The following is a 17,052-nucleotide window of genomic DNA, read 5'->3' as shown; positions in this document are numbered from 1 at the left end:
AATGCGTTCCCTACCCGCCGGCGAGGATCAATCCGCTGGTGGGCACTCCGGTGCCCGAGGTGACCAGTACATGCTCGACGTTGTCGACCTGGTTACAGGAGGTTCCGCGAATCTGGCGAACGCCTTCGGTGATGCCGTTCATGCCGTGGATGTAGGCCTCGCCGAGCAGGCCGCCGTTGGTGTTGATCGGCAGCTCTCCGCCCAGCGACAGCCGCTCGACGGTGGCGAAGTCCTTGGCCTCGCCGCGTCCGCAGAAGCCGAGTTCCTCGAACTGGGTGAACACGAACGGCGTGAAATGGTCGTAGATGAACGCGGTTTGGATGTCGCTCGGGTTAAGCCTGGAGTCGCGCCACAGCTTGTCGGCGACGACGCCCATCTCGGGCAGCCCGGTGATGTCGTCGCGGTAGTAACTGGTCATCATCTCGCCGTTGTAAGCCGCACCCTGGGCGGCGGCCGCTAGCACCGCCGGCGGCTGTCTAAGGTCGCGGGCACGCTCGGCGCTGGTGACCACCAGGGCGACGCCGCCGTCACTCTCCTGGCAACAGTCCAGCAGTCGCAGAACGGGTTCGATGATCCACCGTGAATTCTGGTGGTCTTCCAGTGTGATCGGACGTTCGTAGAACCACGCGTCGGGGTTGGTGGCCGCGTGCTTGCGGTCGACGACGGCGATGCGGCCGAAGTCCTCGTTGGTCACCCCATAGGTCGACATGTAGCGCTGGGCGTGCAGCGCGACCCACGCTGCGGGAGTGAGCAATCCGAACGGGGCGTAGTGCGCCATGAACAACGGCGTCTCGGTGCTGGTGCGGCCACTGCCGCCGAAGCGCATGCCGGAGCGTTCGTTGAAGGCGCGGTAGCAGACCACGACGTCAGCCACGCCTGCCGCCACCGCCATCGCCGCATGCGCGACGGTTCCGGCGGCGGCACCGCCGCCGTGCGGAACGCGGGAGAAGAACGTCAGATCGCCGATGCCGACATTGCGGGCGACCTCGATCTCGTCGCTCGAATCCATCGTGAACGTGACCATGCCGTCCACGTCGCTGGGCGACAGGCCGGCGTCGTCGAGTGCAGAACTGACTGCCTCGCACGCCAATTGCAGTTCGCTGCGGCCGGATTCCTTGGAGAACTCGGTCTGGCCGATACCGGCGATGGCGGTGTTGCCGGCCAACAGCGAAGCGCTCACGCGCGGGCCCCGTCGAGCAGGCTGATCACCGCGGTGCCGGAGACATGGTCGCCGATGCTGTTGGACGCCTTGAAGGTCACCTCGATGAAATTCTCTCCGTCGGATCCCGGTGTCTTGCCGGTGACGTTGCCGGTGAAGCGCAGTGGATCATCCGGAAAGCACGGCACGCCAAGGCGAATCGAGAGCTTGGTGATCATCGCCTCGGGTCCGGCCCAGTCGGTCAGGAACCGCACACAGTACCCGTTGGACGTCAAGATGTTCATGAACAAGTTGGGGGAGCCCTGTTTGTTGGCGTAGTCGCGGTCGTGATGCACCGGCATGAAGTCGCGCGAGGCGATCGCGCCGGCGACGATCATCGTGGTGGTCACCGGGATCTCCAGCGGGGTGACCTCGTCGCCGACGTAGATGTCGCTCCAACGCAGGGTGTCGGTACGTGACTTGGCGGTCGTCATGGCCGTCCTTCCGGGTAGGTGCTGCCGAGGCGAACGAGTTGCTGGGTGGCCGAGCCCAAGGTGAGCTCTATGTGCTTGGCCCACAGGAAGTAGCGGTGCAGGGGATAGCTCACATCGATGCCGATACCGCCGTGCACATGCTGGGCGGTCGCGGCGATGCGCGCACCGGCCTCCGCGGCCCAGAACTTCGCGATGCCGGCCGCCCGCGCAGCCGGACGTCCCTCGGCGATCAGCCACGCCGCGTGCCAGGTGGTCCAGCGGATCGACTCCAGATCGATGAACCCGTCCGCCATCCGCTGCTGGACGGCTTGGAAACTGCCGATCGGGCGGCCGAACTGCTCACGGCCACTGGTGTATTCGGCGGCCATCCGCAACGCCCGGTCGGACACGCCGACCTGGAGCGCGCACAGGCCGACCAGGGCGCGGGTGTGCAGCGATTCGACCGGCTGATCGCCGTCGAGCTTGTCGCGGCCGGAAACGACTGCGCCGTCGAGGAATACGTCGGCATGTGGTTCGCGGTTGGTGGTTGGCACCGGTCGGACATCGACGCCGGTGGCGTCGGTCGCCAGCAGGAACAGTCCCACCTCGTCGTCCTCGACGGCGGCGGGAATCAGCACGGTGTCGGCGAGTTGTCCGGCCGGCACCAGCTCTTTGATGCCGTCCAGTCGCCAGTTGGCGCCGTCGCGTCGCGCGGTGGTGGCCGGTCTGGCCGGGTCGGAGCGGCCGGGTTCCTGCAGGCCCGCAGACAGGATGCGGGTCCCGTCGATCACACCGGGCAGAAAGCGTTGCTGTTGTTCAGGATTGCCGTTGCGGGCGATCGGGTCGGCGCCGAGCAGCAGCGTCGGATAGACCGGAACCGGCGCCACGCCGGCTCCCACCTCGGCCAGCAGCAGCCCGAGTTCCACGAAGCCACCGCCGTTACCGCCTAGCGATTCCGGCAGCGCGGTACCGAGCAGGTCGAGGCCGGCCAGTTCTTTCCACAACGTCGCGTCGTGGCGGATTTCACCGGCCTCGAGCTCGGTCAGCCGCTCGGGGGTGGCCCGCCGTTCGAAGACGTCGCGAGCCAGCTTCGTGACGGTCTCCTGCTCGTCGGTGAAGGTGAAGTCCATGTCAGCCCGCCGGCCGGAATTGGTGCAGCACAAGTTCCCCGTCGAATTGCTGGAAGTAGACCTGCACCGGCATTCCGGTCCGGACCTCTGCCGGGTCGATGTCGGTCAGGTTCGACACCAGCCGAACGCCTTCGGCTAGCTCGATCAGGGCGACGATGTAGGGATAGTCGAAAAACGGGAACTTGGGCTGGTGCGGCATCACGAAGCTGTAGATGGTGCCGCGTCCCGACGACTCGATCGCTTCCCAGTGCAGCGAACGGCATTTCGGACACATCGGTTGCGGCGGATTGCGCAGGGTGCCGCAGCCGCCGCAGCGCTGGATCAGCAATCTGTGCTCGCGCAGCCCGTTCCAGAAGAACTCCGTGTCCGGGCTGATGGTCGGGGCAAGTCGTGTCCTCATCAGCGGGCCGGCTTGAATCGCAGGACCCGGAACCTCTGTCGCCCAAGCACTTCGCCATGCTGGTCGGTGTAGGTCAGCACCCACGTCAGGAAAAATCCGGTGCCCAGCGCCGTGGTCTTCTCATCGGAGACCTCTTCGTAGACCGACGTCGCGCTGATGACGTCGCCCAGCTTGGGGTAGCGGTTGATCTCGAACTCCGAGTTGGTCGCCACGATGCTGGTGTATCCGGCTTCGTCGAGAAACGCGGTGGGGTTGTTCGTGATTTCGAGGGGGGAGCCGCCCCGCTCGCCGATGCCTTCCAGTTTCGGAGCCGGCATGGTCCAGGTCTGCAGCATCACCGGCGGCGACACGATGCCATCGAATCGCGAGTTCGCTGCGAATTCCGGGTCGAGATAAACCGGATTCATGTCGTCGAGCGCGTAGGCCCAGTGCCGGATCATCGGCTGATTGACCGGATCCGGCGCCAGCGAGGGCTTCGCGGAACCGCCGGTCGGTTGGCCGACGAGGGCCTTCAGTTGGGCGTGCAGATCGGTGTCGGTCACTGAGTGGATCCTCCTGATTTCTCGGTCACACGCAGATCGCGGGGAGCGCGCGGCATGCCCAGTCCCGCCATCGCGATGATGTCCCGCTGAATCTCGTTGGCACCGCCGCCGAACGTGCTGATGACAGCCAGGCGGTAGGCCGATTCCAATGCACCTCGCAGCGGCGCGTCGGCGCCGCGGCGTACACCGTTGTGGTCTAGTACTTCCAGCAGCTGGCGGGCGACCAACGGGGCCAGTTCGGTGCCGAACACCTTGGCCGCCGACGCTTCACCCATATTCAGCACACCTTTGGTCATCGCCGCGTTGACCCGCAGATTGATCAGCTTGTAGGCGGCGACCTCGGCCTCGACGCGGGCCAGCGCCTGCTGCACCCAGGGTTGGTGGATGACGGCGGCGCCGTCGAGTTCGGTGTCGCGCGCCCACTGCAGCGTCTGCTCGAACAACGGTTCCAGCGCGCCGAGGTTACCCAGGGCGGCGCGTTCGAAGTTCAACTGGGTGGTGATCAGCTGCCAGCCCTGGTTTTCGCCGGCCACGATGGCGCTCGCGGGCACCCGCACGTTGTCGTAGAACGTGTAGAACGTCGAGACGCCCGGCATGGTGTGCAGCGGCTGGCAGGAGAACCCGGGCGACGAGGTCGGCACGATGAAGATCGAAATGCCCTTGTGCTTCTTGGCATTCGGATCGGTGCGTGCGGCGAGCCAGATGTAGTCGGCGTAGGCGGCGCCGCTGGTGAACATCTTCTGCCCGTTGATCACATACTCCTCTCCGTCACGGACGGCGGTGGTGCGCAACGACGCCAGGTCGCTACCCGCTCCCGGCTCGGAGTAGCCGATGGCGAACTCGACGCTGCCGTCCAGGATGGCGGGCAGGAAATTCTGCTTCTGCTCCTCGGTGCCGTAGTGCATCAGGGTCGGCCCGACGGTGTTCAGGGTCACCAGCGGGATAGGCGCGTTGACCCGTCGCGCCTCCTCGGCGAAGATGAACTGCTCGATGGCCGAGAAGCCGCGCCCACCATACTCTTTAGGCCAACCGACACCCAGCAGGTCCGCCTGCGCCAGGGCGCGCACGCATTCGCGCACCGCGGGCCCGCCCTCCGCCCGTTCGCTCACCGCGGCCTGCCGCTCCGGCGTCATGACCTGTTGCATCGTCGCGCGGATCTCGTCACGCAGCCGCACCTGCTCGTCGGTGTACTCCAGCCGCATACGTCAGGCTCCCACCCGTACCGGCATCCGCTTGACGCCGGGAACCATGGTGGCCCGCATCCGGTCGACCGCCCCGACCAATTCGATGCGGGGGAAACGACGCAGCAGTTCCTCGAACATCACCGTCGCCTCGAGACGCGCCAATTGCGCACCGATACAGGAGTGTTCGCCACACCCGAACGCGATGTGCGGGTTGGGGTGGCGGGTGACCCGGAACTCCTCGGCGTCCGGACCGAAGACGTCCTCGTCGCGGTTGGCGGATCCGTACAACATCACCACCACGTCACCTTCGGCGATGTGCTGGCCGCGGATCTCGACATCGACGTTCGCGGTGCGGGCCATGTGCACCACCGGGCTGTTGAACCGCAACATCTCCTCGACCGCGGCGGGGATCAAGGACGGATCGTCGACCAGCAGCCGGTACTGGTCGGGTTGGTTGATCAGCGCCAGGGTGCCGAGCGCAATCAGGTTGCGGGTCGTCTCGTTTCCGGCCACCAACAACAGAAACGCGAAATTCAGCAGGTCCTCGTCGGTCAGCGAATCGCCGCCGATCTCGGCGCCGGCCAGCACCGACAACAGGTCGTCGCGCGGCTCGATACGTCGCGCCGCGATCAACTTCTGGAAGTACTCGTAGAGCTGGCCGGCGGCGACCAACGGGTCGAGTTCGATCTCCGGGTCGGCGGTTCCGGTGGCCGCATCGGACCAGGCCCGGAACTGCTCCCAGTCGTCCGGTGGTGCGCCGATCAACTCGGCGATCAGCCGGGTGGGCAGCGGCGCGGCGATCTCTTCGGCGAACTCGTGCACCGACCCCGGCTCCAGGCCGTCGAGAATCCCGCGTACCAGCTCGCGAATCTTGGGTTCGAGCACCGCGACACGACGGCGGGTGAAGCCGGAGTTGATCAGCTTGCGCATCTGCCGGTGCCGCGGCGGATCGGTGAAGATCAGGCTGCCGGGTTGTACCGGGCTCGGCATCGCCGGGTCCGGGATGGTGACGCCCTTGGTCGACGTGAAGATCGCCGGGTTGCTCGACACGAACCGGACGTCGTCGTACTTGAGCAGAGCCCAGAAATTGGTGACGTCGTTCCAGCACACGGGCATCGTCGCGCGCAGTTCGCGGTAGGCCGGATACGGATCGGCTGCGTAGAAGTCGGGGGAGTGCAACGGGATCGTCGAATGGAGTTTCGTGGGCACCCGGGGCTCCTTTGACGACCGATCGTACATTTTCTGGTGATTTGTCCGGTTCACTCTGTCTACTCCGACGATGTCGTTGGTGTCAATATGCTTGCTGTTGTTGGGAAATGCCGGATCATTCGCAGTGGGCATTGACGACACCAGTCGGACAGGTGTAGACCAAACGTTGAGCCGCCGGACCGTCCTAAGGAATCAACATGGCTGACCTACGCTCGCTGATCGACACCTACGCGGTCTACATCGACGGCCAATGGGTCGACCCCGATAAGGGCCGCTACGACGACGTCAACCCGGCGACCGAGACGGTGCTCGCCTCGGCTCCCGACTCGAGTCACGTCCAGGTAAGAAGCGCGATCGCGGCGGCACGCGCCGCCTTCGACTCCGGACCGTGGGCCGACGTCACGCCCGAGCAGCGGGCCGCGGTACTCAACCAACTGGGTGAGGCCTTGCTGGCGCACGCCGACGACTTCTTCGCGCTGGCGCAACGGGAGTGGGGTTGCACGGAGAACGAGCGGGTGATCCACGTCGAGGGGCCGGCGTTCGCGGCGCTGAACGCCGCCGAGCTCGCCACCCATCCAGTCGAGGAGCAGATCGAGGCATACGGCGCCGCGGGCAAGACGCTGTTGCGTTACGAGCCGCTGGGCGTCGTGTCGATCCTGACGCCGTGGAATTTCCCGCACACCCTCAACGTGATGAAGGTCTGCGCCGCGCTGGCCGCGGGCAACACCGTGGTGCTCAAGCCGTCGCCGCTGGCGCCACTGGCCGGCCTCGCGCTGGCCCGAATCATCGACGAGCACACCGATATTCCAGCGGGCGTGGTCAACGTGGTAGCGCCGACCGACATCGACTCCAGCAAGATGCTGACCGTCGATCCGCGGATCGACATGGTCAGCTTCACCGGCAGCTCCGCAGTCGGCCGCGAAGTGATGGCCGCGGCGGGCGGGACCATGAAACGGTTGCTGCTCGAATGCGGGGGCAAATCGGCCAGCATCGTCCTCGATGATGTATCGCTGAACGACGAACTGCTGCAACGTATGTTGTTCGAATCCTGTTCCTTCCACGCCGGGCAGGCCTGCATCCTGCACAGCCGACTGCTGCTGCCCGACACGATCCACGACGAGGTGGTCGACCGTCTGGTCGCGCTGGCCCAGGCGGTGAAGGTCGGAGATCCAATTGATCCGGGTGTGCAGATGGGTCCGCTGATCAGCGACACGCAGCGCAAACGTGTTCAGGCACACGTGGATCGGGCTCTGGACGACGGCGCCAAGCTGTTGACCGGTGGTGGCCGGCCCGCAGGTCTGGAGAAGGGTTTCTACTTCGAGCCGACGATCCTCACCGAGGTCACCCCGGATGCGGCAATCGCGCAGGAAGAGGTCTTCGGGCCGGTGCTGTCGGTGCTGCGCTACGACGGCGACGACGCCGCGGTGCGCATCGCGAACAACTCGCAATACGGCCTGTCCGGCGCGGTGTGGGGGACCGACGTCGACCGAGCGCTCGGCGTCGCCCGCCGCATCCGCACCGGACAGATCGCCGTCAACGGATTCGGCCCCGGCGGTGCGCCTTTCGGCGGATTCAAGCAGAGCGGGTTCGGCCGGGAGAGTGGCGGGATCATCGGTATTCGCCAATACATGGAGCCGAAGGCGATAGGGCTGCCGGCGTGACGCGCTGATGACCTGCGCCGGCGACGATGCAGAGCGAAGCGATGCTGAGGAGTGGCGCTGATGACCTGCGCCGGCGACGATGCAGAGCGAAGCGATGCTGAGGAGTGGCGCTGATGACCTGCGCCGGCGACGATGCAGAGCGAAGCGATGCTGAGGAGTGGCGCTCATGACCGGTGCCCTGGACGGTCTGCGCGTCGTCGAGATCGCCGACGAGATCTCCGGCCCATACTGCGGCAAGTTGCTGGCCGACCTCGGTGCCCAGGTCACGAAAATCGAAGCACCAGAGGGAGATCCGTTGCGACGATGGGGTCCGTTTCCCGGCGGCGAATCAGACCCTGACCGCAGCGGGCTGTTCGAGTATCTCAATGCGGGAAAGCGCGTCGTGGTCCTTGATGCCACCGGTGACAGCGCCCGTCGACTCATCGCCGACGCCGACGTGCTGATCGACACGGGAACCACGCCGTCGTCGCATCGGGGCCTGGTGGCAGTGCACATCTCGAATTTCGGACAGCACAGCCCGTTTCGCGACCGGGCGGAAACGCCGCTGACCATGCAGGCGGCAGCCGGCTGGATCAGCGCGCGCGATCCCGAACGACCACCCGTGCAGGCGGGCGCGCGGATCGCCGAATACGTCGCGGGCGCCTACGCCGCGCTGGGTGCGCTGACCGCGTTGCGCATCGCGCCCACCGATCAAGTGACCGAGGTCGACGTCTCCGTGTTGGAGGCGCTGCTGTCGACGCTGCCGTATCCGATGCTGATGGCCGAACGCATGCGCGCCCTGGGCCTGCCGTCGAACGTTCGGCAGGCGCCGATGCTCGGCGTGGTCCGGGCGGCCGACGGTTGGGTGGGGATCAACTGTCTGACCGGACAGCACTGGCTCGACGTGTGCGCGATGCTCGAGCTGCCCGACTACGGCGAACAACAATTCGCGATCATGATGGGCGGTCCGGAACGCGCCGAGTTCTTTGCGGCGGCCCAGCCGTGGCTGAGCGAACGTAGTGTCGTCGACATCGTCGAACTCAGCCAGGCGCTGCGGATCCCCGCGGCACCCGTCGCCGACGGCGCCGACGCCCTGCGCTGCCCGCAATACGTCAAGCGGGATTTCTTCGTCGACGGCGGCGCGGACGGCTGGTCGTTTCGGCGACCGGGCCCGCCGTTCCGCCTCTCGAAAACCCCCGCGGGCGCCGCGCACGCCACACCGTCGTCGAGGAGGCACCGGATCGCTCCGGTCGACGGTCCGTCGTTGCCGTTCGCGGGCCTGAAAGTGCTTGACCTGACCACGTTTTGGGCAGGCGGATATCTCACCTGCTACCTCGGCGCGTTCGGCGCCGACGTGGTCAAGGTCGAATCCATCCAGCGGCCCGACGGTTTCCGCTATTCCGGTGCGCTACCGATCGAGGGGGAGGACTGGTACGAGCGTGGCGCGCTCTGGCAGGCCACCAACCTGAACAAGCGTGACGTCACGCTCGACCTGACCTCTCAGCGCGGCCGCGAGATCGCCTACAAGCTGGCGGAGCAGGCCGACGTCGTCGTCGAGAACTTCTCCCCGCGAGTGGTCGAGCAGTTCGGGTTGGACTACGACTCACTGATCGCGCTGCGCCCCGACGTGATCGCCGTCCGGATGCCGGGATTCGGACTCGACGGTCCGTGGCGGGACTATGTCGGCTGGGCGCTGAACATCGAGCAGGTGTCCGGCATGTCGGCGGTGACCGGTTACCCGCAAGGTCCGCCGTGCAACGTGCAAGGCCCCGCCGACCCGATCGTCGGTGTGCACGCCGGGGTGGCACTGCTCGCCGCACTCGAGCATCGCCGTCGCACCGGCGAAGGCCAGCTGATCGAGGTCGCCCAAATCGAAGTCGGCGCAGCGGTCACCGCCGAACCGGTGATCGAGTACTCGATGAACGGGATCGTCCGTCCGCGAGAAGGCAACCGTCGGCGCGGCTACCGCCAGGGCGTCTACCCGACCGACACCGCCGATGCGTGGGTGGCACTGTCGGTGCGCGACGACAAAGACTGGTCACGACTCGTCGACGTGATGGATTGCCCCGGCCTGCCACGAGACGATCACGACGCCTTCGACGAGGCCGTCGCGGCATGGACCAGCGCCCGAGCGCCCACCGATATAGTTGCGGCGCTACAGGATCGCGGCATTCCCGCTGAACGTGTCGTGACGTCGGAGCTGATGTACGAGCTACCCGCGCTCGATGGCCGCGGGTACTACGAGGATTTCTGTCACGCGGTCACCGGGCGGCACCGCTATCCCGGCTGGCCGCTGCGGATCACGCCGGGGCCAACCCGCCACCATCGGTTCGCCCCGCCCACCCTCGGCCAACACAACGACGAGATACTCGGCGCCCTGGGACTATCCCGCGACGAACTCGCCGCGCTGCGCCGCGACCGGGTGATCGGCGAGCGGGTGCTGAGCTCGTGAGCGGCGCCGGTCGCAGGCTGGAGTCACAACCACCCTTGCCGATCGCACAGGACGAGCGTGCAACTCGCGGCGTCCAGCGCTGCACGACCGGCGGATCCGAGCAGCATGTCGGTCGTCCCCGGGCGCAGCGGATCCGTGACCACAATGTGGACCGGTTCGCCGCTCCGTAGCGAATGCGCCAGATAATTGGCGACGCCGCCATGCTGTGCGACCGAGCGGATGTCGACGTCGGGATTGCCCCGTCGCCACGGTGCCAGGTCCCGCTCCAGTCGCGCCGAAGCCCCCGGCGCTTTCTCGTCCGGCAGCCCGTCGCCTTGGTGCGACCGTGCTGTCATCACTTGCAACTGTGCGCCACGGAGACGAGCTTCGCGGACGGCGAGCTGCAAGACAGCTCTGCTGCAATGTGGTTCGTCCACGACCGCCAGGACGGCGCCGGACGCAGCGGGGTCGTAGGTGATCGGCACGACTGCCACCGGACAGTGGGCGTAATTCGCCAAAGCTGACGCCGTGGAGCCGATGTGTCCGTGTACCGCGTTCCGCAATCCCGTCGAGCCGACACAAACCATTGCCGCAGAACGTGATTCCGACAGCAGAATGCTGATCGGACGGTCGGGCACGATGTCGCTCTCGATCTCGACGTGCTTGCCCGTCGCGGCGACTGCGGCGACCGCATCGCGAATAGCGCGTTGTGCGTGCGTGATATCGAGGGACTCGGTCGCATACACGAATCGCATTGGCACGGAGCGGTCTACTGCTTCGTCGACGGCCCATAGAGCGGCGCGCAGAGCGGAGCGTGAGCCGTCGGTACCGACCACGACACACCGGGGCGATGGCTCGCGCACTGAGTATCTCCGATCTGATTTGTGGCCTTCATCGTGTTCGGGACGGCTCGGCACGGCCAGAGTCGTTGGTCACCGATGCGTGGGCGATCGGTCGGTTATCCGCCATCCGAGGACCAAAGGCCCTAAAGCACCCGGCGGTTCTGCGTTTAACGTGGGACGATCGGCAATAGGCTTACTACCAGCATCATGGAGCGACGTGGGGTGTGATGTCGCGTCGGCGATCGCCAACGGAGGCGTCGGCCGAACGCGTAACATGCAGCGTGCTCACCGTGCGCGGCCACCGCTGACAGGCGGCAGGCGCATCTTCGGAGGGGGTTGACTGTGGTCACGGTTTTCTTGGTGGACGATCACGAAGTGGTACGTCGCGGCTTGATCGAGCTGCTCAAAACCGATCCAGAACTCGACGTCGTGGGCGAGGCAGGTTCCGTCGCCGAAGCGCTCGCGAGGATCCCCGCGGTGCGTCCCGACGTGGCGGTGCTCGACGTTCGGCTGCCGGATGGCAACGGCATCGAGCTCTGTCGCGACTTGCTGTCCAGCGTGCCCGACCTGCGATGCTTGATGCTGACGTCGTTCACCTCCGACGAGGCGATGCTCGACGCGATCCTGGCAGGCGCCAGCGGCTACGTGGTCAAAGACATCAAGGGGATGGAATTGGCCCAGGCCGTCAAGGATGTCGGCGCGGGCAGGTCGCTACTCGACAACCGTGCCGCGGCCGCGCTGATGTCGAAGCTTCGTGGAGAAGCCGAAAAGCCGGATCCGCTCTCGGGTCTCAGCAGCCAGGAGCGCACGCTGTTGGGTCTGCTCAGTGAGGGCCTGACCAACAAGCAGATCGCAGATCGCATGTTCTTGGCCGAAAAGACGGTCAAGAACTACGTGTCCCGGCTGCTCGCCAAACTCGGCATGGAACGGCGTACGCAAGCCGCGGTGTTCGCGACCAAAGTCGGAAGAGCGCAGCAACCGAGCAGCTGAGACCGGTTATCCATAGCGATACCAAGGACTTTGGTCCCTGGATTGCGGGCCGTTCGGCCGCGGTCGGCAGCGCGATTTCGTTGCTAGCCTGACACGCATGACCTATGTGATCGGTAGTGCATGCCTCGACGTGATGGACAAGTCCTGCGCTCAGGAGTGTCCGGTCGACTGCATCTACGAAGGTGCCCGGTCGATGTACATCAACCCGGACGAATGCGTGGACTGCGGTGCCTGTAAGTCGGCCTGCCGGGTCGATGCGATCTACTACGAAATCGATTTGCCCGCCGACCAACAGCAGCACCTCGCCGACAACGCCGCCTTCTTTTACGAGCCGCTTCCCGGTCGCGCTGACCCGCTCGACTCCCCCGGGGGAGCTGCCGCACTGGGCCCGGTCGGGGTGGACACACCGCTGATCGCGGCTATGCCGCGACAGGATTCTTAGCATTGCGGCGGACCGGCCGAAGTCCTCTGTGCCCCTGGAGTTGTGACTTCTGGCTCTGCCGCGCAGATACTCCCGGAGAGCAGAGTTGCTGTCATGGAACACTTGTCGACGCTGGACGCTAGCTTCCTGCAAGCGGAGGACGCGGATCCGCATGTCAGCCTGGCGGTCGGCGCGTTGTCCGTTATCTCCGGCCCCGCACCCGAATTCGATGAGCTCGTCGCGGGTCTGGGTGAACGGCTGACCGGGATCCCACGCTTCAACCAAGTGCTGCACACGCATCCGCTCGACCTTGCCGCCCCGGAGTGGGTCGACGACGATGCCTTCGACCTTCGCCACCACCTGCGGCGGGCGGCGGTGCTGTCTCCGGGCGACGACACAGCCCTGTTCCGGTTGGTCGCAACTCTCATGGAGCGGCGACTGGACCGGGATCACCCGCTGTGGGAATGCTGGATGATCGAGGGCCTCGAGAACGGCCAGTGGGCGCTGTTGACGAAGATCCACCATTGCATCGCGGACGGGATCGCGACATCTCAACTGCTCGCCCGCCTCTCCGACGAGGGCACCCGCGACTCATTCGTCAGCAAAATCCATCCGACGCCGGCGCTATCCGACAGCGATCGCCCGCAGCGTTCGGTACTTGATCCTCGCCATTGGATCGACCAGATGTGGCGCACGTCGGTCGCCGTCTCCGGCGGTGCAGCGCGCGCGATCGAAGGTGTGCTGGAACTCGTTGGGGCACTTAGTCGTCCGGCTCAGTCCACGGGCCTGAATGGGCCGGTCACCGGCATGCGGCGCTACGCTGTCGCCCGGGTGCCGATGAAAGACGTTACGAAAGTCTGCAAGGGCTACGGCGTGACGATCAACGATGTTGCACTGGCTTCGATCACCGACAGCTACCGCGCCGCGCTGATCCGTCGTGGTGAACGGCCGGGAGCCCGCTCGCTGCGTACGTTGGTGCCGGTATCGGTGCGCCCCACCGATGCTCTCGACGCGGTCGACAATCGCGTGTCGCTGTTGTTGCCCTACCTTCCGGTCGAAGAATCCGACCCGGTCGAGCAGCTGCGGGTCATCCAGCGCCGCTTGACGAAGGCAAAGAGCAGCGGTCAGCGCGAGGCCGGCAGCCTGACTGTCGCGGCGACGAACCTCATTCCGTTCCCGGTGACCGCGTGGACCATGCGGGCGCTGACGCGTCTGCCGCAGCGGTCGGTGGTCACGGTGGCAACCAATGTCCCCGGCCCGCAGAAGCGAATCAGCATCATGGGCCGCCCTGTCGTGCAGCTGCTGCCGATTCTGCCGATCGCCCTGCAAGTCCGAACAGGTGTCGCGATTTTGAGCTACGCCGACGACCTGGTGTTCGGCATCACCGCCGATTTCGATGCGGCCTCCGACGTGAGCGAATTCGCGGCCGGCATCGAGCGAGCGGTGGCACGCCTGGCCTCGTCTGTCGCGGTCCCGCCGAAGTCCGTCACGCGCAGTAAGCGGGTACCCAAGGGTGCCCGGCTTGCGCGGGATGCGTAAGTAAGGAGTCACGCTGATGATGCTGCAAGAACTCGACCTGCTGAATCGCGCGGAATGGATGAAGCTGGTGCGGACGGCTTCGGTCGGCCGGCTCGTCTTCACCGCGCAAGCCCTGCCCGCCGTCCATCTCGTCGACTTCCGTTGGTGGCGTGGGGACGTGGTCATCCGAATCACCGACCCGGCGGTGCTGGCCGCCACATCGCGCAATCGCATTGTGGCCTTCGAGGCTGACGAGCTGGACATGGACCTGCAACGCGGGTGGAGCGTCACGGTGGTCGGTCATGCACAAGTGATCACCGAGGTCCCTGATCTGATGGAGCTCTCGACTCTTTTCTCCCGGCCGTCGGTCGGCGGCCGATGCGATTACTTCGTGCGGATCAAGACCGAGAAGGTGACCGGTCGTCAACTCGGGCGAAACCAACAATCTGACAGCACCTTTTCAGCGACCCAGTTCGGCGACGATCAGCTCGACGGGACAAGATAGCGCGGTAGCCGCCGCAGGCGGGACACCCCCAAGTCGTCCGGTATCCGGCCCGCCGCGTGCGGAGTTTCCTGTGTGCCGATGGCGATTGCTCAGCTGACCTGCTACTTTGCTCCGTATGGAGCGTGACGCGGAACAATCCGCGTTCACCCAATTGGGCAAGCGCGGCCTGGTCGGCCGCATGCACGTGCAGCTCGATGAGTTGCTGGCTGCTCGCGACCAGATGGAGCAACTGCTCCGTGTCATCGTCGACATCGGCTCCAGCGTGGAGAACCTCGATGTGACGCTGCACGGCATCGTCAAGGCGGCGATGGAACTGGCGGGCGCCCGGTACGGGGCGCTCCGCATGTACGAGGCCTACGGCAGCCCGGTGGCTTTCATCCAGGAGGGCATCGACGCTGCCGCAGCCGGGCGGCTCGGCGACCTGTCAATCAGCGAGCCCGTCCGCGTGGACCATCTGACCAGGTATTTGAAAGCACAGGGGCTCGCCGGCGAAGGTGTGTCGATCCGGGCGTTTCTCGGCATTCCGATCAGCGTGCGAGGAGCGGTCTTCGGTTGTCTGTACCTTGGTGACGACCGGCCTGACCGGGTGTTCTCCGACGCCGACGACATCGCCGCGCGGGCGCTGGCATCGGCCGCGGCGGTGGCGATCGACAACGCCCGGCTCTTCGAGCGGCAACGCACGTCGGCGAAGTGGATGCGAGCCAGCCGCGAAATCATGGCCGAATTGTTGTCGACCGGACCGGCGACACGCCCACTGCAGCTCATCGTCGACCGCGCGTTGGAGCTGACCGAAGCCGAGCAGGCGATCCTGCTGATTCCCACTGAGGCTGATCTTCCCGTCGACGAGGTCGACACCCTTGTCGTCGCTGCGACGGCGGGCCGGTACACGCCACAGGTGATCGGTCAGCGGGTACCGGTGCACGGATCCACGACCGGCGGCGTGGTGCGCAGCGGCGAGCCGGTGATCACCGATTCGTTCAAATACACGATCGAGGGATTCACCGACGTCGGCCAGCGCTCGGCGATCGTGATGCCGCTGCGAGCCGACGACACGGTCATCGGGGCGATCGCTGTTGCACGCTCCGCGCAGCAGCCGTCGTTCACAGCGAATTACCTCGACCTCGTCAGCGATTTCGCCCAGCACGCCGCCATCGCGCTGGCGCTGGCCAGTGGCCGCGAACACGCCCGCGAGCTGGCGATCCTCGCCGATCGTGAGCGGATTGCGCATGACCTGCACGATCACGTGATCCAGAAGCTGTTCGCCGCCGGACTCGATCTGCAGAGCACGATTGCGCGCGCCCGCTCACCGGAGATCACCGACCGGCTGACGGGCACACTCGACGATCTGCAAAGCACGATCGACGACATTCGTTCGACGATCTTCAAATTGCAGAACCCGGTGACCGAGAGCGTGGATTTTCGGCACCGGGCCCAGAGCAGGATCGCCGAGCTCACCGAAGACCGGGACATCGCGACCACGCTGGACATATCGGGAGATCTGCGCGCGGTCCCCAGCGCTCTCGCCGACCACGCCGAAGCCGTGATCACCGAATCGATCAGCAACGCTGTCCGACACGCCCGGGCACGCCACCTGACGGTGTGTATCCGCGCAGACGATCAGCTGACTGTCGAGGTGACCGACGATGGCTGCGGCATCCCGCAGGAGAATCGCCGCCGTAGCGGTCTGGCCAACATGGAGCGCCGGGCTGCGGAGGTCGGCGGCGAATGCGCAGTCAGCGCGGCGCCCGGTGGCGGCACCCGCGTCTCCTGGGCAGCGCCGCTAGCGTGACCGGGGGCTCTCGGTCACGCTGTGCTCGTCGACGCTGAGAACAGCGGTGAAACCACGCAGCCGTTGCGCAGTGCCCCCATGATGGTGATGTACAGCTCGGGTGCGCGATCCATGATCGTGAAGATTCGGCTACCGGGGCCGACGTCAAGGGAGCGAAGGACGTTGGTGAAGCGTCGCGAAAAATGGGCAAGCTCGCCATAACTGAGATCGCGGGTGGCTGTGACGCCGTCCCAGTCCTTGGCGACGAATCTCAGCGCCGTTCGTGTGGCGGTCGGGCCGTCAGCGTGTCGATCGACCGCCGCGTAGGCGATATTGCAACCGTCGCCGGCCATGCCCGAGCAGAGGGGCGGGATCTTTGTCCAGTCAAACGTCGCCCGAGTCTGCTGGTAGTCCTCCAGGTTCGGTCGGACAGTCCAGTCGCCGGATGTTTTGCGGATGAGTTTCACGCCGGCGCTAGTCATCCGGACCCAGCGCTCCGCTGACCGATGCGCACGAGATGTTCGCCATCACTCGATCCAGTAACGCCGCGAAGATCGTTCCGTCGTCGGCGAGGCTGCGCATTTCTTCGCGTCGTAGGTAGGCATCCAAGCGACGGTCGATCGGCCACTCGGTGAAGTTACGGCTGGCATACGCCGACCCGAGGAACGCCAGGGCGATAGCAACCAGTTCGGCATCGTCGAATGTGACGGCGGGTGACATGACGGTCGTCCTTTTCTTGTCCGAGGAATCGGTCACAAGGTTCCGGCGCGGCGCGCCGACTCCAGCAGCAGACGCTGTTCGACCGCAGCGATCGTGCGCCGCGCGGCGGTGGCGGCGTCGGGATTCGTCATGGCTTCTCTC

General features: G+C 65.8%; 17 protein-coding genes and 1 pseudogene. 8 read left to right on the top strand and 10 right to left on the bottom strand.

Annotation, left to right across the window (positions count from 1 at the left end; genetic code table 11):
• Nucleotides 1–10: 10 nt before the first annotated feature.
• The 7 genes from G6N27_RS09620 to G6N27_RS09590 all read right to left on the bottom strand — a co-directional run bounded on the left by G6N27_RS09620 (nt 11) and on the right by G6N27_RS09590 (nt 6,106).
• Entirely contained in the window at nt 11–1,180 is a 1,170-nt protein-coding gene (locus tag G6N27_RS09620; RefSeq protein WP_179963367.1) for a lipid-transfer protein, read from the bottom strand.
• On the bottom strand, nt 1,177–1,632 hold the full coding sequence (locus G6N27_RS09615; RefSeq protein WP_163776127.1) for a MaoC family dehydratase: 456 nt from the start codon (nt 1,630–1,632) through the stop codon (nt 1,177–1,179). The genes G6N27_RS09620 and G6N27_RS09615 overlap by 4 nt, the downstream gene beginning before the upstream one ends.
• Complete coding sequence (locus tag G6N27_RS09610) at nt 1,629–2,741, bottom strand: acyl-CoA dehydrogenase family protein (protein WP_163776126.1); 1,113 nt, start codon at nt 2,739–2,741, stop codon at nt 1,629–1,631. Before G6N27_RS09610 ends, G6N27_RS09615 begins: the two co-directional genes overlap by 4 nt.
• A 1-nt stretch (nt 2,742) precedes the next feature.
• Nucleotides 2,743–3,141 carry a Zn-ribbon domain-containing OB-fold protein gene (locus G6N27_RS09605; protein WP_163776125.1) on the bottom strand — a complete coding sequence of 133 codons (399 nt, stop codon included), beginning with the start codon at nt 3,139–3,141 and terminating at the stop codon, nt 2,743–2,745.
• Nucleotides 3,141–3,608: an FAS1-like dehydratase domain-containing protein gene (locus G6N27_RS09600; protein WP_408632615.1), complete on the bottom strand. Its 468-nt coding sequence runs from the start codon at nt 3,606–3,608 to the stop codon at nt 3,141–3,143. Before G6N27_RS09600 ends, G6N27_RS09605 begins: the two co-directional genes overlap by 1 nt.
• Before the next feature lie 71 nt (nt 3,609–3,679).
• A complete protein-coding gene (locus tag G6N27_RS09595) occupies nt 3,680–4,885 on the bottom strand; it encodes an acyl-CoA dehydrogenase family protein (RefSeq protein ID WP_163776123.1) in 1,206 nt (401 codons plus the stop codon).
• Nucleotides 4,886–4,888: 3 nt separating this feature from the next.
• Nucleotides 4,889–6,106 carry a cytochrome P450 gene (locus G6N27_RS09590; RefSeq protein WP_163776122.1) on the bottom strand — a complete coding sequence of 406 codons (1,218 nt, stop codon included), beginning with the start codon at nt 6,104–6,106 and terminating at the stop codon, nt 4,889–4,891.
• A gap of 167 nt (nt 6,107–6,273) precedes the next feature.
• Here G6N27_RS09590 and G6N27_RS09585 point away from each other — a divergent pair, with 167 nt between their 5' ends.
• The 3 genes and pseudogenes from G6N27_RS09585 to G6N27_RS09580 all read left to right on the top strand — a co-directional run bounded on the left by G6N27_RS09585 (nt 6,274) and on the right by G6N27_RS09580 (nt 10,168).
• A complete protein-coding gene (locus G6N27_RS09585; RefSeq protein ID WP_163776121.1) occupies nt 6,274–7,737 on the top strand; it encodes an aldehyde dehydrogenase family protein in 1,464 nt (487 codons plus the stop codon).
• A 26-nt stretch (nt 7,738–7,763) separates the two neighbouring features.
• A pseudogene (locus G6N27_RS25675) lies at nt 7,764–7,834 on the top strand (hypothetical protein); the annotation flags it as partial.
• A gap of 69 nt (nt 7,835–7,903) precedes the next feature.
• Nucleotides 7,904–10,168 (top strand): CaiB/BaiF CoA-transferase family protein, encoded by a 2,265-nt coding sequence (locus G6N27_RS09580; protein WP_163776120.1) that lies wholly within the window; start codon nt 7,904–7,906, stop codon nt 10,166–10,168.
• A 23-nt stretch (nt 10,169–10,191) separates the two neighbouring features.
• Here the strand turns inward: G6N27_RS09580 and G6N27_RS09575 are convergent, their stop codons facing one another.
• A complete protein-coding gene (locus G6N27_RS09575) occupies nt 10,192–10,983 on the bottom strand; it encodes a universal stress protein (protein WP_232065047.1) in 792 nt (263 codons plus the stop codon).
• 348 nt (nt 10,984–11,331) lie between these two features.
• Here G6N27_RS09575 and dosR point away from each other — a divergent pair, with 348 nt between their 5' ends.
• The 5 genes from dosR (at nt 11,332) to G6N27_RS09550 (ending at nt 16,212) form a co-directional block, all read left to right on the top strand.
• A complete protein-coding gene (gene dosR, locus G6N27_RS09570) occupies nt 11,332–11,979 on the top strand; it encodes a hypoxia response regulator transcription factor DosR/DevR (protein WP_163776118.1) in 648 nt (215 codons plus the stop codon).
• A gap of 97 nt (nt 11,980–12,076) precedes the next feature.
• Entirely contained in the window at nt 12,077–12,421 is a 345-nt protein-coding gene (fdxA, locus tag G6N27_RS09565; protein ID WP_163776117.1) for a ferredoxin, read from the top strand.
• A gap of 93 nt (nt 12,422–12,514) precedes the next feature.
• Nucleotides 12,515–13,939: a WS/DGAT/MGAT family O-acyltransferase gene (locus G6N27_RS09560; RefSeq protein ID WP_163776116.1), complete on the top strand. Its 1,425-nt coding sequence runs from the start codon at nt 12,515–12,517 to the stop codon at nt 13,937–13,939.
• Nucleotides 13,940–13,955: 16 nt separating this feature from the next.
• Entirely contained in the window at nt 13,956–14,423 is a 468-nt protein-coding gene (locus tag G6N27_RS09555; RefSeq protein WP_197746532.1) for a pyridoxamine 5'-phosphate oxidase family protein, read from the top strand.
• Nucleotides 14,424–14,538: 115 nt separating this feature from the next.
• On the top strand, nt 14,539–16,212 hold the full coding sequence (locus G6N27_RS09550; RefSeq protein WP_372512965.1) for a sensor histidine kinase: 1,674 nt from the start codon (nt 14,539–14,541) through the stop codon (nt 16,210–16,212).
• A gap of 14 nt (nt 16,213–16,226) precedes the next feature.
• Here G6N27_RS09550 and G6N27_RS09545 read toward each other — a convergent pair whose 3' ends face one another.
• Together G6N27_RS09545 and G6N27_RS09540 are read right to left on the bottom strand one after the other, a co-directional pair.
• Nucleotides 16,227–16,673 carry an AMP-binding protein gene (locus tag G6N27_RS09545; protein ID WP_232064930.1) on the bottom strand — a complete coding sequence of 149 codons (447 nt, stop codon included), beginning with the start codon at nt 16,671–16,673 and terminating at the stop codon, nt 16,227–16,229.
• Nucleotides 16,666–16,911 (bottom strand): hypothetical protein, encoded by a 246-nt coding sequence (locus tag G6N27_RS09540; protein WP_163776115.1) that lies wholly within the window; start codon nt 16,909–16,911, stop codon nt 16,666–16,668. The genes G6N27_RS09545 and G6N27_RS09540 overlap by 8 nt, the downstream gene beginning before the upstream one ends.
• Nucleotides 16,912–17,052 lie beyond the last annotated feature (141 nt).

The organism is Mycobacterium cookii, assembly GCF_010727945.1.
GTDB lineage: Bacteria > Actinomycetota > Actinomycetes > Mycobacteriales > Mycobacteriaceae > Mycobacterium > Mycobacterium cookii.
The sequence above is the reverse complement of the archived record's forward strand: the minus strand, read 5'-3'. Positions and strand labels throughout refer to the sequence as shown.

Coding starts and splice junctions, on each gene's coding strand:
- G6N27_RS09615 (WP_163776127.1), bottom strand. CDS start 1,632: ATGACGACCGCCAAGTCACGTACCGACACCCTGCGTTGGAGCGACATC.
- G6N27_RS09610 (WP_163776126.1), bottom strand. CDS start 2,741: ATGGACTTCACCTTCACCGACGAGCAGGAGACCGTCACGAAGCTGGCT.
- G6N27_RS09605 (WP_163776125.1), bottom strand. CDS start 3,141: ATGAGGACACGACTTGCCCCGACCATCAGCCCGGACACGGAGTTCTTC.
- G6N27_RS09595 (WP_163776123.1), bottom strand. CDS start 4,885: ATGCGGCTGGAGTACACCGACGAGCAGGTGCGGCTGCGTGACGAGATC.
- G6N27_RS09590 (WP_163776122.1), bottom strand. CDS start 6,106: ATGTACGATCGGTCGTCAAAGGAGCCCCGGGTGCCCACGAAACTCCAT.
- G6N27_RS09585 (WP_163776121.1), top strand. CDS start 6,274: ATGGCTGACCTACGCTCGCTGATCGACACCTACGCGGTCTACATCGAC.
- G6N27_RS09580 (WP_163776120.1), top strand. CDS start 7,904: ATGACCGGTGCCCTGGACGGTCTGCGCGTCGTCGAGATCGCCGACGAG.
- fdxA (WP_163776117.1), top strand. CDS start 12,077: ATGACCTATGTGATCGGTAGTGCATGCCTCGACGTGATGGACAAGTCC.
- G6N27_RS09560 (WP_163776116.1), top strand. CDS start 12,515: ATGGAACACTTGTCGACGCTGGACGCTAGCTTCCTGCAAGCGGAGGAC.
- G6N27_RS09555 (WP_197746532.1), top strand. CDS start 13,956: ATGATGCTGCAAGAACTCGACCTGCTGAATCGCGCGGAATGGATGAAG.
- G6N27_RS09550 (WP_372512965.1), top strand. CDS start 14,539: ATGGAGCGTGACGCGGAACAATCCGCGTTCACCCAATTGGGCAAGCGC.
- G6N27_RS09545 (WP_232064930.1), bottom strand. CDS start 16,673: ATGACTAGCGCCGGCGTGAAACTCATCCGCAAAACATCCGGCGACTGG.
- G6N27_RS09540 (WP_163776115.1), bottom strand. CDS start 16,911: ATGTCACCCGCCGTCACATTCGACGATGCCGAACTGGTTGCTATCGCC.